Source organism: Kitasatospora sp. NPDC048715 (assembly GCF_043198905.1).
Lineage (GTDB): Bacteria > Actinomycetota > Actinomycetes > Streptomycetales > Streptomycetaceae > Kitasatospora > Kitasatospora lactacystinica.
In genome coordinates, this window is sequence record NZ_JBICVH010000016.1 from 41,474 (window position 1) to 54,946 (window position 13,473).

General features: G+C 71.9%; 10 protein-coding genes. 6 read left to right on the forward strand and 4 right to left on the reverse strand.

Features of this window, described 5'->3' with window-relative positions:
• The first annotated feature begins 203 nt into the window (after nucleotides 1–203).
• Nucleotides 204–2,030, forward strand: coding sequence for a phosphoenolpyruvate carboxykinase (GTP) (locus ACGFSC_RS27770; protein ID WP_359899489.1), 1,827 nt, complete (start codon nucleotides 204–206; stop codon nucleotides 2,028–2,030).
• Nucleotides 2,031–2,194: 164 nt separating this feature from the next.
• On the opposite strand, the gene ACGFSC_RS27775 is transcribed toward ACGFSC_RS27770, so the two are convergent.
• On the reverse strand, nucleotides 2,195–3,409 hold the full coding sequence (locus ACGFSC_RS27775) for a pyridoxal phosphate-dependent aminotransferase (RefSeq protein ID WP_359899491.1): 1,215 nt from the start codon (nucleotides 3,407–3,409) through the stop codon (nucleotides 2,195–2,197).
• Between the two features lie 277 nt (nucleotides 3,410–3,686).
• Here ACGFSC_RS27775 and ACGFSC_RS27780 point away from each other — a divergent pair, with 277 nt between their 5' ends.
• Nucleotides 3,687–4,403: a prepilin peptidase gene (locus ACGFSC_RS27780; RefSeq protein WP_359899493.1), complete on the forward strand. Its 717-nt coding sequence runs from the start codon at nucleotides 3,687–3,689 to the stop codon at nucleotides 4,401–4,403.
• A gap of 174 nt (nucleotides 4,404–4,577) precedes the next feature.
• Here the strand turns inward: ACGFSC_RS27780 and ACGFSC_RS27785 are convergent, their stop codons facing one another.
• Nucleotides 4,578–6,197 carry a carbohydrate binding domain-containing protein gene (locus ACGFSC_RS27785; protein WP_359899495.1) on the reverse strand — a complete coding sequence of 540 codons (1,620 nt, stop codon included), beginning with the start codon at nucleotides 6,195–6,197 and terminating at the stop codon, nucleotides 4,578–4,580.
• Between the two features lie 399 nt (nucleotides 6,198–6,596).
• On the opposite strand from ACGFSC_RS27785, the gene ACGFSC_RS27790 reads away from it, so the two are divergent.
• The 4 genes from ACGFSC_RS27790 to ACGFSC_RS27805 all read left to right on the forward strand — a co-directional run bounded on the left by ACGFSC_RS27790 (nucleotide 6,597) and on the right by ACGFSC_RS27805 (nucleotide 12,205).
• Nucleotides 6,597–7,391: an isoprenyl transferase gene (locus ACGFSC_RS27790; RefSeq protein ID WP_181970663.1), complete on the forward strand. Its 795-nt coding sequence runs from the start codon at nucleotides 6,597–6,599 to the stop codon at nucleotides 7,389–7,391.
• A 238-nt stretch (nucleotides 7,392–7,629) separates the two neighbouring features.
• Nucleotides 7,630–8,961 carry a PhoH family protein gene (locus ACGFSC_RS27795; RefSeq protein ID WP_359899497.1) on the forward strand — a complete coding sequence of 444 codons (1,332 nt, stop codon included), beginning with the start codon at nucleotides 7,630–7,632 and terminating at the stop codon, nucleotides 8,959–8,961.
• Between the two features lie 428 nt (nucleotides 8,962–9,389).
• Nucleotides 9,390–10,148 (forward strand): transglycosylase SLT domain-containing protein, encoded by a 759-nt coding sequence (locus ACGFSC_RS27800; RefSeq protein ID WP_380359217.1) that lies wholly within the window; start codon nucleotides 9,390–9,392, stop codon nucleotides 10,146–10,148.
• Between the two features lie 515 nt (nucleotides 10,149–10,663).
• Nucleotides 10,664–12,205, forward strand: a complete 1,542-nt coding sequence (locus tag ACGFSC_RS27805) for an AI-2E family transporter (RefSeq protein ID WP_359899501.1) — start codon at nucleotides 10,664–10,666, stop codon at nucleotides 12,203–12,205.
• A gap of 94 nt (nucleotides 12,206–12,299) precedes the next feature.
• On the opposite strand, the gene ACGFSC_RS27810 is transcribed toward ACGFSC_RS27805, so the two are convergent.
• Nucleotides 12,300–12,842, reverse strand: a complete 543-nt coding sequence (locus ACGFSC_RS27810; RefSeq protein WP_359899503.1) for an alkyl hydroperoxide reductase — start codon at nucleotides 12,840–12,842, stop codon at nucleotides 12,300–12,302.
• Between the two features lie 3 nt (nucleotides 12,843–12,845).
• Complete coding sequence (locus ACGFSC_RS27815; protein WP_359899505.1) at nucleotides 12,846–13,397, reverse strand: peroxiredoxin; 552 nt, start codon at nucleotides 13,395–13,397, stop codon at nucleotides 12,846–12,848.
• Between the last annotated feature and the right edge of the window lie 76 nt (nucleotides 13,398–13,473).

Below are 13,473 nucleotides of genomic sequence, written 5' to 3' on the forward strand. Positions count from 1 at the left end.
GAGTAATAGGAGTGTGGCGCCGCACACTCCGTCCCGGGTGGGGCCGCTCTGTTACTGGTCAGTAATCATACTGGCTGGAGTAAAAGGTGCGTCAATTTCGACGCTTCGCCGCGTTCCGGCCTTGAGTCCGGAGCTACGCTGCAAGCACCCTCAGACCCCCGCGACGCCGTCTCCTCGCCGAGATGGCGTGAAACGGAGCGATCGTGTCGTACGAGATCTCTGCTCTCAGCGCATCCGCGCCCACCCGCCACAAGCAGCTGCTCGCTTGGGTGAGCGAGATCGCCGAGCTCACCCAGCCGGACCGCATCGAGTGGTGCGACGGTTCCGACGAGGAGTACCACCGCCTCGCGGACCTGCTGGTGGCGCAGGGCACCTTCAAGAAGCTCAACGAGGAGAAGCGCCCCAACTCCTACTACGCCGCCTCGGACCCCACGGACGTGGCGCGCGTGGAGGACCGCACCTTCATCTGCTCCGAGCAGGAGAAGGACGCCGGACCGACCAACAATTGGAAGGCCCCCGCCGAGATGCGGGAGCTCTTCCAGGGCGAGCAGGGACTCTTCCGCGGCGCGATGAAGGGCCGCACGATGTACGTCGTGCCCTTCTCGATGGGCCCGGTCGGCTCCCCGCTGGCCGCGTACGGCGTCGAGATCACCGACTCCGCCTACGTCGCCGTCTCCATGCGCGTGATGACCCGCATGGGCCAGGCCGTGCTGGACCAGCTCGGCGAGGACGGCGACTTCGTCAAGGCCGTGCACACCGTCGGCGCCCCGCTCGCCGAGGGCCAGGCGGACGTGCCGTGGCCGTGCAACAGCACCAAGTACATCTCGCACTTCCCGGAGACCAAGGAGATCTGGTCCTTCGGTTCGGGCTACGGCGGCAACGCCCTGCTCGGCAAGAAGTGCTACGCGCTGCGCATCGCCTCGACCATGGCCCGCGACGAGGGCTGGCTGGCCGAGCACATGCTCATCCTGAAGCTCACCCCGCCGAACGGCGAGGCCAAGTACGTCGCCGCCGCGTTCCCCTCGGCGTGCGGCAAGACCAACCTGGCCATGCTCCAGCCGACGGTCCCGGGCTGGAAGGTCGAGACGATCGGCGACGACATCGCCTGGATGCGCTTCGGCGCCGACGGCCGGCTGTACGCCATCAACCCCGAGGCCGGCTTCTTCGGCGTCGCCCCCGGCACCGGCGTGGACACCAACGCCAACGCCATCGACACCCTCTGGGGCAACACCGTCTTCACCAACGTCGCCCTCACCGACGACGGCGACGTGTGGTGGGAGGGCCTCACCGAGGAGCCCCCGGCGCACCTGACCGACTGGCGCGGCAACGACTGGACCCCCGAGTCCGGCACCCCGGCCGCCCACCCGAACGCCCGCTTCGCCGTCCCGGCCGCGCAGTGCCCGACCATCGCCCCGGAGTGGGAGGACCAGGCGGGCGTGCCGATCTCGGCGATCCTGTTCGGCGGCCGCCGCGCCACCGCCGTCCCGCTGGTGACCGAGTCCTTCGACTGGCAGCACGGCGTCTTCCTCGGCGCCAACATCGCCTCCGAGAAGACCGCCGCCGCCGAGGGCACCGTCGGCGAGCTGCGCCGCGACCCGTTCGCGATGCTGCCGTTCTGCGGCTACAACATGGGTGACTACTTCGCCCACTGGCTGAAGGTCGGCGCCCGGGCGGACGCCGCCAAGCTGCCGAAGATCTACTACGTCAACTGGTTCCGCAAGGACGCCGGGGGCAAGTTCGTCTGGCCCGGCTACGGCGAGAACAGCCGCGTGCTCAAGTGGATCGTCGAGCGCCTGGAGGGGACCGGCGAGGGCGTCGAGACCCCGATCGGCGTGCTGCCGACCGTCGAGGGCTTCGACCTCGGCGACCTGGACCTGTCCAAGGAGGACCTCGACCTGCTCTTCACCGTGGACGCCGACCTCTGGCGCCAGGAGGCCGCGCTCGTGCCGGCCCACCTGGAGACCTTCGGCGACCACACCCCGAAGGAGCTGTGGGACGAGTACCGGAACCTCGTCGCGCGCCTCGGCTGAGCCTGAGCCTCAGCCGGGAGAGAGGCGGGCGCGCGGCACGAACCGCGCGCCCCGCCGAGCGGCAGGACGGCCGGAGTTCCGCCGGGCGATTTTCCCCCGACCAAGGAGATCGCCCGGGCCGGGACTCCGGCCGTAGTGTTTTTCCCCGGGGCTTCCCGCCCGGGCTACGGCTGGACGTAACCCCCGAGGAAGTCGCCGATCCGGGTCACCGCGTCGGTGATCTCCTCCGCCCGGGGCAGGGTGACCAGCCGGAAGTGGTCCGGCTCCGGCCAGTTGAAGCCGGTGCCCTGGACCAGCAGGATGCGCTGGGAGCGCAGCAGGTCCAGCACCATCCGGGCGTCGTCCTTGATCTTGTGGACCTTGGGGTCCAGCCGGGGGAAGGCGTACAGCGCGCCCTTGGGCTTGACGCAGCTGACCCCCGGGATCTGGTTCAGCAGCTCGTACGCGGCGTCCCGCGAGGCGTGCAGCCGGCCGCCGGGCAGCACCAGGTCGCGGATCGACTGCCGTCCGCCGAGCGCGGCGGCCACCGCGTGCTGGGCGGGCATGTTGGCGCACAGCCGCATCGAGGCGAGCACGGTGAGGCCCTCGATGTAGCTGCGGGCCCGGCGCCGGTCGCCGGACAGCACCATCCAGCCGGAGCGGAAGCCGGCGACCCGGTACGCCTTGGACAGTCCGTTGAAGGTGACGCAGAAGAGGTCCGGGGCCAGGGTGGCCAGCGGGACGTGTTCGGCGTCGTCGTAGAGGATCTTGTCGTAGATCTCGTCCGCGTAGACCACCAGGTCGTGCCGGCGGGCGATCTCCGCGATGCCCTCCAGCACCTCGCGCGGGTAGACCGCGCCGGTCGGGTTGTTCGGGTTGATCACCACGATGGCCCTGGTCCGGTCGGTGACCCTGGCCTCGATGTCGGCGAGGTCCGGGTACCACTCGGACTGCTCGTCGCAGCGGTAGTGCACCGCGGTGCCGCCGGCCAGTGAGACCGAGGCGGTCCACAGCGGGTAGTCCGGGGCCGGGACGAGCACCTCGTCGCCGTCGTCCAGCAGCGCCGTCATGGCCAGCTGGATCAGCTCGGAGACGCCGTTGCCGAGGAAGACGTCGTCGACGGAGAGGCCGTGCAGCCCGCGGTCCTCGTAGTGCATGACCACCGCGCGGCGGGCGGAGAGCAGGCCCTTGGAGTCGCCGTAGCCGTGCGCGTCGGCGAGGTTGCGCAGGACGTCCTGGAGGATCTCCGGGGGCGCCTCGAAACCGAAGGTGGCCGGGTTGCCGGTGTTGAGTTTGAGGATGCGGTGGCCCTGTTCCTCCAGCCGCATCGCCTCGTCGAGCACCGGGCCGCGGATGTCGTAGCAGACATTGGCGAGCTTGCTGGACTGGATGACCTGCATGTCCGCCTACTTTAGGGGTACGGAGGGGCCGTGCGGCCGGTCTCCGCGGGGGTGCTTTCGGGGGCCCGAACAGCCCCCTTGGATCGGCAGGCGGGGGTGGCGGACGGCCTTCCGAACCAGTAGTCGAATGTCCGGAATGCTCGTGTATGCGAGGAGCGCTGTCGCGCTTTCGTGCGGAACGAGACGGACGGCACACCGCCCGGCGCGGGAGGATGGGGCCGGTCGCGCCGATGGCGTCGGTCGTGTCGGTCGCGTCGGTCGAAGTGGGGGTGCGCCGGTGGTCCCGGTCGTGGTGGCGGCGGTGCTGGTCGGTCTCCTGGCGGCTCCACCGCTGCGCGGGCTGATCGCCCGGTTCGCGGTGCCGGAGGGCGAGCCCCGGTGCGAGGACTGCCCGGCCTGCGGGCGCCGGGTGCGCCTGCTGCCGCCGACCGGGCGCTGCCGGGGCTGCCGGGAGCGGCTGGGCGCCGGCGCCTGGACGGTGGAGGCGGTCGCGGTGGCGGTAGCCGTCGCGGTGGCGAACGCGGCGGACCGGCTGGTGCTGGTGACCCTGGCGATGGGCTGGGCGGCGGCGCTCGGCGTGGCGCTCGGTTTCGTCGACGCGCGGGTGCGCCGGCTGCCGTACCGGCTGACCCTGCCACTGCTCGGCGGGGTGACGGCGCTGCTGCTGGCGGCGGTGCCGAGCGCGGGGCCCGGGGTGGCGCTGCGCTGCCTGCTGGTCGCGCTCGCGGTCGGGGGTGTGCTCGAACTGGCCGTCTGGCTGGGCGCGTTGGGCCCGGGGGACTCCCCGCTCGGGCTCGCCCTGGGCGGGCTGCTCGGCTGGTACGGCTGGTCGGTGGCGCTCGGCGGGCTGTTCGCCGCGATGGTGCTCGCCGGGCTGTGGGGCACCCTGCGGGCCGCCGCCGCGCTGGTCCGTCGCCGCCCGGTGCGCGGACTGGACCTCCCGGTCGGCCCGTTCCTGCTGCTCGGCGCGCTCACCGCGGTCCTGGCGCGGTGAGCGCGCGCCGCCGGGACATCGAACGCGTTGAAGGGAGGGGAACGGAAGGGCCCGCCGCACCGGTCGGTGCGACGGGCCCCGCCGCCGACGCGCAGGCCCCACCCTCAAGGAGCGGCGCGTCGGGGGAGTGGAGCTCGGGTGGCCGCGGCCCGTGGCAGCCGCGGCCGGGTGCCGTTACGGCATCTTGTGGACGAACGGGCCGACCGCGTTGGAGAACGCGTTGCCGTTGTTGACGTCCCAGTTGGTCGACCAGGTCATCGCGCCGCGGATGGTCGGCCACTTGGCCGGCGGCACGAAGCTGCCGCAGTTGTTACCGGTGGCCAGGCAGTCCAGCGCGTTGTTGACCACGGTCGGCGCGACGTAGCCGCCGCCCGCGGCCCGGGTGGAGGCCGGGACGCCGATGCCCACCTGGTCCGGCCGCAGGCCGCCCTGGATCTGGGTGCAGACCTGCGAGGTGATGAAGTCGATGGTGCCCTGGTTGTAGACCTTGCCGTCGCAGCCGTTCATGCCGCCCGAGTTGTAGAACTGGGTGTTGACGACGGTGAGGATGTCCTTGGTCTTCAGCGCCAGCTGGAAGTAGGCGCCGGAGGTGTTGTACATCCCGATGGTCTCGGGGGCCATGGTCAGGACGAAGCCGGGGCCGACCTTGGCCTGCAGGGAGTGCAGCGCGTCGCCGAGCGGGCCGGCCTGGACGCCGTTCTCCAGGTCGACGTCGATGCCGTCGAAGCCGTAGTCCTTGATGATCGCGTAGGCGCTGTTGACGAAGTTGGCGCCGGCGGTGGCGTCCCCGACGGTGATCGCGCCGTTCTGGCCGCCGATGGAGAGGACGACCTTCTTGCCGGCCGCCTGCTTGGCCTTGATGTCGGCGCGGAACTGGGCGTCGGTGTAGCCGCCGAGCGCCTTGGACAGGCCCGGGTCCAGGGTGAAGCTGATCGCGCCGGTCCTGGTCGGCACGGCGTCGGCGAAGGACACCGCGATGATGTCGTACGCGCTCTGGACGTCGCTCAGCCGCTGCACGGTCGAGTTGTTGTCGAAGTTCTGCCAGTAGCCGGTGACCACGTGGGCGGGCAGGCCGGTGACCGGCGGGGTGGTGCTGGTCGGGGTGGCGGTGGGGGTCGCCGTCGCGGTCTGAGTGGGCGTCGGGGTCTGGGTGGGCGTCGGGGTCGCGGTCCGGGTGGGCGTCGCGGTGGCCGTGGGGGAGGCGGTGGCCGTGGGCGTCGCGGTGGGGGTGGGGGTCGCGGTCGGCGACGGGGTGCCGGTGCCGCCGGGGCCGATCAGCGCGACGTCGTCGGCCAGGTAGGCGCTCTGGCCGTACCAGCCGTGCAGGTAGACGGTGACGCTGGTGGCGTTCGCCCCGGTGGTGAAGGTGCTGGACAGCTGGTTCCAGCTGTTCTGGTTCGACCAGGCGGACGGGTCGGTGCCGCCGGTGCCGCGCGCACCGAGGTAGACGTACGGGCCCTGGACCCACGCGCTCAGGGTGTAGCTGGTGTTGGGCAGCACGCTGATGGTCTGGGTGCACTCGGCGGTGTCGCCGGCGCCCGGGGTCGCCTGGAGCGCGCCGGTGCCGGAGTGGACCGGGGAGGAGACCGTGGTCGCGGCGCCGGTGCAGGTCCAGCCCCCGAGCCCGCCGTCGAAGCCGCCGTTGTCGACCAGGTTGCCGACCGCCGCGCTGGCGCCGCCGGCGAAGAGGGCGAGGCCGCCGCCGGCCAGGGCGAGGGCGGTGGCGCCGGCCGCGACGGCCGGGAGGGGGCTGCGCCGGCGCTTGTGCGAGGGCTGGTTCAGCGTACGGGCCATGGGGCGACGCTCCTGGGGGAGGAGCGGCCGCCGCGGTGGGGGGCGCGGCGGCCGCGTGTGGGGGAGGGGAGGTCCGAAGTGAGCCTGCGGGGCGGAGCCGGAGGATCGTTCCGTCCCGGATCAAAAGCTGGACTAGACCATTGCTGGTCGTCAAGCATCGGAAGAACGGCTTACGGTTCCGTTAAGGATTCGGAGACCGTTCCGTGTCCGCGCCCCGGGAGCCCCGCAGCGGCCCCGCGGCCCGCCCGGACGACCCCCGACACGCCCGTCGGGACAGACTTCGTACAGGACCGTGACCAGACCGCTACCTGCGGCTTTACTGTGCACCTGCGCGCCGGAGTAGGCTGCGCCCGGGGCGGAGACGCACCAGTTGCAACGAGCACGGAGGGGCCGGGAAAGATGGGTCTGCGCGATGTCGCCGAACGGACGCCGGGGCTGCGCACCCTGCTCGGCGGGATGTACGGGCTCTACGGTCGACGGGTCGAGGTCCACCTCGCGAGCACCCCGCGCCACATCGGCGTGATCCTGGACGGCAACCGCCGCTGGGCCAAGGCGGCCGGCGGCTCCACCGCTTACGGCCACCAGCGCGGCGCCGACAAGATCAGCGAGTTCCTCGGCTGGTGCGACGAGACCCACGTCAAGGTCGTCACCCTCTGGATGCTCTCCACCGACAACCTGGACCGCCCGGCCGACGAGCTCGTTCCGCTGCTCGGCATCATCGAGGACGCCGTCACCGGCCTGGCCGCCGCCCGCCGCTGGCGGGTCAACCCGGTCGGCGCGCTGGACCTGCTGCCGCAGCACACCGCCGACGTGCTCAAGCGGGCCGCCGACCAGACCGCCGACATCGACGGCATAACGGTCAACGTCGCGGTCGGCTACGGCGGTCGGCACGAGATCGCCGACGCCGTCCGCTCGCTGCTCCAGGAGCAGGCCGGGCGCGGCACCTCGATCGAGGAGCTGGCGGAGGTCCTGACCGTCGAGCACATCGCCGAGCACCTGTACACCCGCAACCAGCCCGACCCGGACCTGATCATCCGCACCTCGGGCGAGCAGCGGCTGTCCGGCTTCCTGCTCTGGCAGAGCGCGCACAGCGAGTTCTACTTCTGCGAGGCGTACTGGCCGGCCTTCCGCAAGGTCGACTTCCTGCGCGCGCTGCGCGCGTACGAGCAGCGCCACCGGCGGCTGGGGCTGTAACCCCGGCACGGCGGCCCCGGCCACCGGCCCGTCCGGAGGAAATGACCGCCGTAGGCCTGGCCTACCCGGTGCCGGCGCGAGGCCAAACGTTCACCGGCAATGATCCGTCAGTTCTCCGGGGGCGCGAATGCACCGCTCCCCGCCTGGGAATACTCCAGTCAGTCCGGTCCCGAGGCCACCGGGGCAGCGGGGGCCGGCATGCCGCGGATGACGCAGGGTCATCCGCTCTGGAGGCCTAGTGGTCAGTTCGAAGAGCCGCCGGACACCAGACCGGCGCACGTACGTTCTCGACACGAGCGTGCTCCTGGCGGACCCGCTCGCCATGACCCGCTTCGAGGAGCACGAGGTCGTCCTCCCGGTGGTGGTCGTCACCGAGCTGGAGGCCAAGCGACACCACCCGGAGCTGGGCTACTTCGCCCGCCAGGCGCTGCGGCTGCTCGACGACTACCGGATCCGCCACGGCCGGCTCGACGAGCCGATCCCGGTCGGCGAGCTCGGCGGCACCATCCGGGTCGAGCTCAACCACTCCGACGTGTCGATACTGCCGGCCGGCTACCGGGCCGGCGGTGAGGCGGACACCCGGATCCTCGCGGTCGCCCGCAACCTCCAGGCCGAGGGCTACGACGTGACCGTCGTGTCCAAGGACCTGCCGCTGCGGATCAAGGCCAGCTCGGTGGGCCTGCTCGCCGAGGAGTACCGGGCCGAGCTGGCGATCACCTCGGGCTGGACGGGCATGTCCGAGCTGCACGTCCCGGCCGACCAGGTGGACGCGCTGTTCTCGGCCGGCCACGACGCGGGGGTGGACGTCGACGGCGCCACCGAGCTGCCCGTCCACACCGGACTGGTGCTGACCTCGGAGCGCGGCCGGGCGCTCGGCCGGGTCACCGGCGACGGCCGGGTGCGGCTGGTGCGCGGGGAGCGCGAGGCGTTCGGGCTGCGCGGGCGCAGCGCCGAGCAGCGGGTGGCGCTGGACCTGCTGCTCGACCCGGAGATCGGGATCGTGTCGATGGGCGGCCGGGCCGGCACCGGGAAGTCGGCGCTGGCGCTGTGCGCGGGGCTGGAAGCGGTGCTGGAGCGGAGGCAGCACCGCAAGGTGATGGTCTTCCGGCCGCTGTACGCGGTCGGCGGCCAGGAGCTGGGCTACCTGCCCGGTTCCGAGGCGGAGAAGATGGGCCCCTGGGCGCAGGCGGTCTTCGACACCCTCTCCGCCGTCACCACCCCGGACGTGATCGAGGAGGTCATCTCCCGCGGGATGCTGGAGGTGCTGCCGCTGACCCACATCCGGGGGCGCTCGCTGCACGACGCCTTCGTGATCGTGGACGAGGCGCAGTCGCTGGAGCGGAACGTCCTGCTGACGGTGCTGTCCCGGATCGGCCAGGGCTCGCGGGTGGTGCTCACCCACGACGTGGCGCAGCGGGACAACCTCCGGGTGGGCCGCTACGACGGCGTGGTGGCGGTGGTGGAGAAGCTGAAGGGTCATCCGCTCTTCGCCCACATCACGCTCACCCGCTCGGAGCGTTCGCCGATCGCGGCGCTGGTCACGGAGATGCTGGAGGACATCCACCCGTGATCCGCCCCTGATCGGGGCATAGTGGGACAATGTGGTCAACTCATGACCTGGAGCCCGCTCCTGACGGAGCGGGCTCCGCCCGTTTCATCACATCGAGTGCTTTCCGTCCGGGAAACCGCCGTACGGTGAATGTGACATGCGCCACGCGAAGGGGAATTGCGTCGACCGTGCCCGGTGCGGCATGGTGAGGGTTCTGTCAGGCCCCGCGTACGGCGCGGCAGGGCTTCCGGACTCCGGGAGTCAGGCCCGGGAAGGTTCGCCAACTCCGGTCGGTGGACACACAATTGAACACCGTTGAGCCGTACGCCGCCCGATTTCAACGCCCGGTCACCTCGGCCGGACGCCGGGCCAGCACCTCCCGTGACCAGAGCACTGTGCGGAGGTCCGTGCCAAGGGGCATGTTGCGCCCGTACGGTCACGCGTGGGCGATGCTGGAAGGAAACCATGTGACTCGGATCTCGGTCCGGGGAGTTGCTGTGGCCTCCGCCACCGCCGTCACCGCTGTCGGTGCCGTCGTGGGTATGGCCTCGGGCAGCGAGGGCAAGACCACGCAGACGGTCGACGTCGCCGGCGCGACCCTGCTTGCCGAAGTCCCCTCTGGCGCCCAGGCGCAGACCATCAGTGACAACATCGGCCAGCAGGCATCCGCCCAGCAGGCCTCCGCCGACGCCGCCGCCAAGGCCGCCGCGGAGCAGAAGGCCGCCGAGGAGGCCGCGCGCCAGCAGGCCGCCGCGGACGCCCAGGCGAAGGCCGATGCCCAGGCCAAGGCCGACGCGGAGAAGGCCGCCAAGGCCGCGGACGACAAGCGCAAGGCCGACGAGGCCGCCGCGAACCGGTCCAAGTCCCGTTCCGCGATGACCGCGGTCGAGGACAGCGCTCCGCCCGTCTCGGTCAGCCCCGGCTCGGTCCAGGACCTGGCCCGGCAGATCGTCGGCAACGACGCGCAGTTCCAGTGCTTCAGCCAGATCGTGAAGCGCGAGAGCGGCTGGGACTACACCGCGACCAACAAGAGCTCCGGCGCGTACGGTCTGGTCCAGGCGCTGCCCGGCACCAAGATGGCCTCGGCCGGTGCCGACTGGCGCACCAACCCGGCCACCCAGATCAAGTGGGGCGTCGGCTACATGAACTCCCGCTACGGCAGCCCCTGTGGCGCGTGGTCGTTCTGGCAGGCCCACAACTGGTACTAGGACCGGCTGCCGCCCCGGCGGCGCGGTTCCCGCGGCCCCCGGCCGTTCGCCCTCCCCGGGCGAGCGGCCGGGGGCCGCGGCGTTCTCGGGCACGGCTGTCGCGCGGGCGCTGGCCCGAGGGGCGTGAGCCGGGGGGCGGACCGCGCCGCCCGGGCTGCGCTGACCAGTGCGCCCTCGGGCGGTGCGGTCCCGGTTGCGGACGCGGGGCGCGGGAAGGGGTCCTGGTTGCTTCCCGCACCGGCCGGTCCGCCGGCAGTTGGCCGCGGGGCGACCTCGGTGGCCGGGCTCCGGGGTCTCGTCCCGACTCCTCCCCAGCCGACCGCATCCGAAACCGGATGGAACCTTGCGTTTTGTCCGGTTCGTCGGCATGGGAGGTTCGAGTCGAACGGGCCCGCGGCCGGACTGGCCGCGCCCTCGCCGGGTAGCGTCATCCCTGACGGCCGCGGCGGGACCCGCGGCGTACCGCCGGGCACGGCGGGTTCGGCGGGTTCGGCAGCGGAGCGGTGGTAGCGAGGATGGCGCGGGGCGGAAAGGCCTTCAAGGCCGTGGCCAAGGGCATGGCCGTGGTGGCGAGCGCGGCCGCCGTGATCGAACGGCGCCGGCGGGCCGCGATGGCGGCCGACCCGCACGAGCCGGCCCTCCCGGGGCCGGCCGCCGGGAACGTTCCGGCGCTCGTGGACGGGCACGTCCCGGCACTCGTCCCGGCACTCGTCGAGGCGCCCGGACCGGTCCCGGTCCCGCGGGCCGACCCGGCCCCGGCGGCCGAGGCGGTCCCGCCGTCCGCCGCGGCGGCCCCGGTCGCCGCGCCCGCGCCGGTCGCGCACGCCGGGTTCGGGCGGGAGTACCACCCCGGCCGCCCGGCCACCCCCGCCGAGGCGGTGCCGTGGGGGCTGCGGGTGGCCGCGGAGTCGACCTGGCGGCTGCTGCTGCTCGGAGCCGCGCTCTACGTCGTCTTCTACGTGGTCGACATGCTGCGGCTGGTCGCCTTCTCGGTGCTGGCCTCGCTGCTGATCACCGCGCTGCTGGAGCCCTCGGTCTCCTGGCTGCGCCGGCGCGGGGTGCCGCGCTCGCTGGCGGCGGGCGGGGTGTTCCTCAGCGGTCTCGCCGGGATCGGACTGGTCGGCTGGTTCGTGGTCTGGCAGGTGTCGACCAACCTCTCGGACGTCACCACCCAGGTGAAGACCGGCGTCAACCAGATGCGGGACTGGCTGGTCACCGGGCCGCTGCACCTGACCCAGCAGCAGATCACCGACTTCGCCAACCAGATCACCAAGGCCATCACCACCAACACCGATCAGCTCACCTCGGCCTCGATCACCGGCGCGCAGATCGCCGTCGAGGTGCTGACCGCACTGCTGATGACCTTCTTCACCACCTTCTTCTTCCTCTACGACGGGGCGAAGATCTGGAACTGGGCGCTGCGCGGGCTGCCGCGGCACTCCCGCTTCGCGATGGCCGGGGCCGGCCCGAAGGCGTGGGCGACGCTCACCGCCTATGTGCGCGGCACGGTCTGCGTGGCCTTCATCGACGCGCTCTGCATCGGCATCGGCGTCGATCTGCTGGGCGTGCCGCTGGCCCTGCCGCTGGCCGTGATCATCTTCCTGGGCGCCTTCGTCCCGCTGGTCGGCGCACTGGTCACCGGCACCGTCGCGGTGCTGATCGCGCTGGTCACCCAGGGGCCGTGGACGGCGCTGATGGTGCTGGTGGTGCTGGTGGTGGTGATGCAGGTGGAGAGTCACATCCTCCAGCCGCTGATCCTCGGCCGGGCCGTAAGGGTCCACCCGCTCGGCGTGGTGCTCGGCGTCGCGGCCGGCGGCATCATCGGGGGCATCGGCGGCGCGGTGGTCGCCGTCCCGCTGATCGCCGTCACCAACACCGTGGTCACCCATCTGCGCCGGCGCAACGAGGCCGGCCAGGCCGTCTTCACCGCGCTCGAAGCCGCCCGCGAGGCCGCCGAACGGACGGCCGGACAGGCCGCCGGGCGCAGCGCCGAGCGCACCGGCGAGCGTGCAGCGGCCACCGGTTCCGCCCCGCCGGCCGCACCCGCCACCGACTGAACCTCCGCCGTGCCGGACTGCCGGTGGTGGGGAGAACGACGACGGGCCCTCCCGGACATGGTGTCCGGGAGGGCCCGTCGGGGTGCCGGGTGCGTCAGGCGGTGACGGCGGCGAGGGCGGCCTCGGAGTCGAGGACGCCGGCCACGGCCTGGAGGACGGCGGCGATCTTCATCGAGGCCTGGACGACCTCGCGCTCGACGCCGGCCTTGCGCAGCACGGCCTCGTGCGAGTCGAGGCACTGGCCGCAGCCGTTGATGGCGGAGACCGCGAAGCACCAGAGCTCGAAGTCGACCTTCTCGACGCCCGGGGTGCCGATGATGTTCATCCGCAGACCGGCCCGCATCGTGCTGTACTCCTTGTCGGAGAGCAGGTGCAGCGTCCGGTAGTAGACGTTGTTCATCCCCATGATCGCGGCCGCGCCCTTGGCGGCGTTGTACGCCTCCGGGGACAGGTTGGCCTTGGCCTCGGGCTCCAGCTCGCGCAGCAGGCCGGGGCTGCGGGTGGCCATCGCGCAGGACAGCACGGTGCCCCAGAGCTGCTGGGCGGGGAGGTCGGAGTTGCCGATGACCGAGCCCAGGTTGAGCTTGAGGTCCTTGGCGTAGTCCGGGAGGGCGGCCTTCAGGTCGTCGAGAGCCATGGGTCAGCCCGCCAGCAGGGCCTGGGCGTCGAGGGTGTCCTCGCCCTTGTTCCAGTTGCACGGGCACAGCTCGTCGGTCTGCAGGGCGTCCAGCACCCGCAGGACCTCCTTGGGGTTACGGCCGACGGAGCCGGCGGTGACCATGACGAACTGGATCTCGTTGTTCGGGTCGACGATGAAGACGGCGCGCTGGGCGGTGCCGTCCTCGCCCTCGACGCCGCAGGCGCGCATCAGGTCGTGCTTGATGTCGGCCAGCATCGGGAAGGGCAGGTCGCGCAGGTCCTTGTGGTCCTTGCGCCAGGCGTGGTGCACGAACTCGGAGTCGCCGGAGACGCCGAGGACCTGGGCGTCGCGGTCGGCGAACTCGTCGTTCAGCTTGCCGAACGCGGCGATCTCGGTCGGGCAGACGAAGGTGAAGTCCATCGGCCAGAAGAAGACGATCTTCCACTTGCCCTCGTAGGACTTGTGGTTGATATCGGCGAAGGCGCTCGCGGCGTCCAGGTCGACACAGGCCTTGAGGTCGAACTCGGGGAACTTGTCACCGATCGTGAGCACGTTCGCTTCTCCTGAAGTGAGATGAGGGGAGCTTGTCCGGAATCCGGACACCACTCACAGTTCCACATCGTGGACT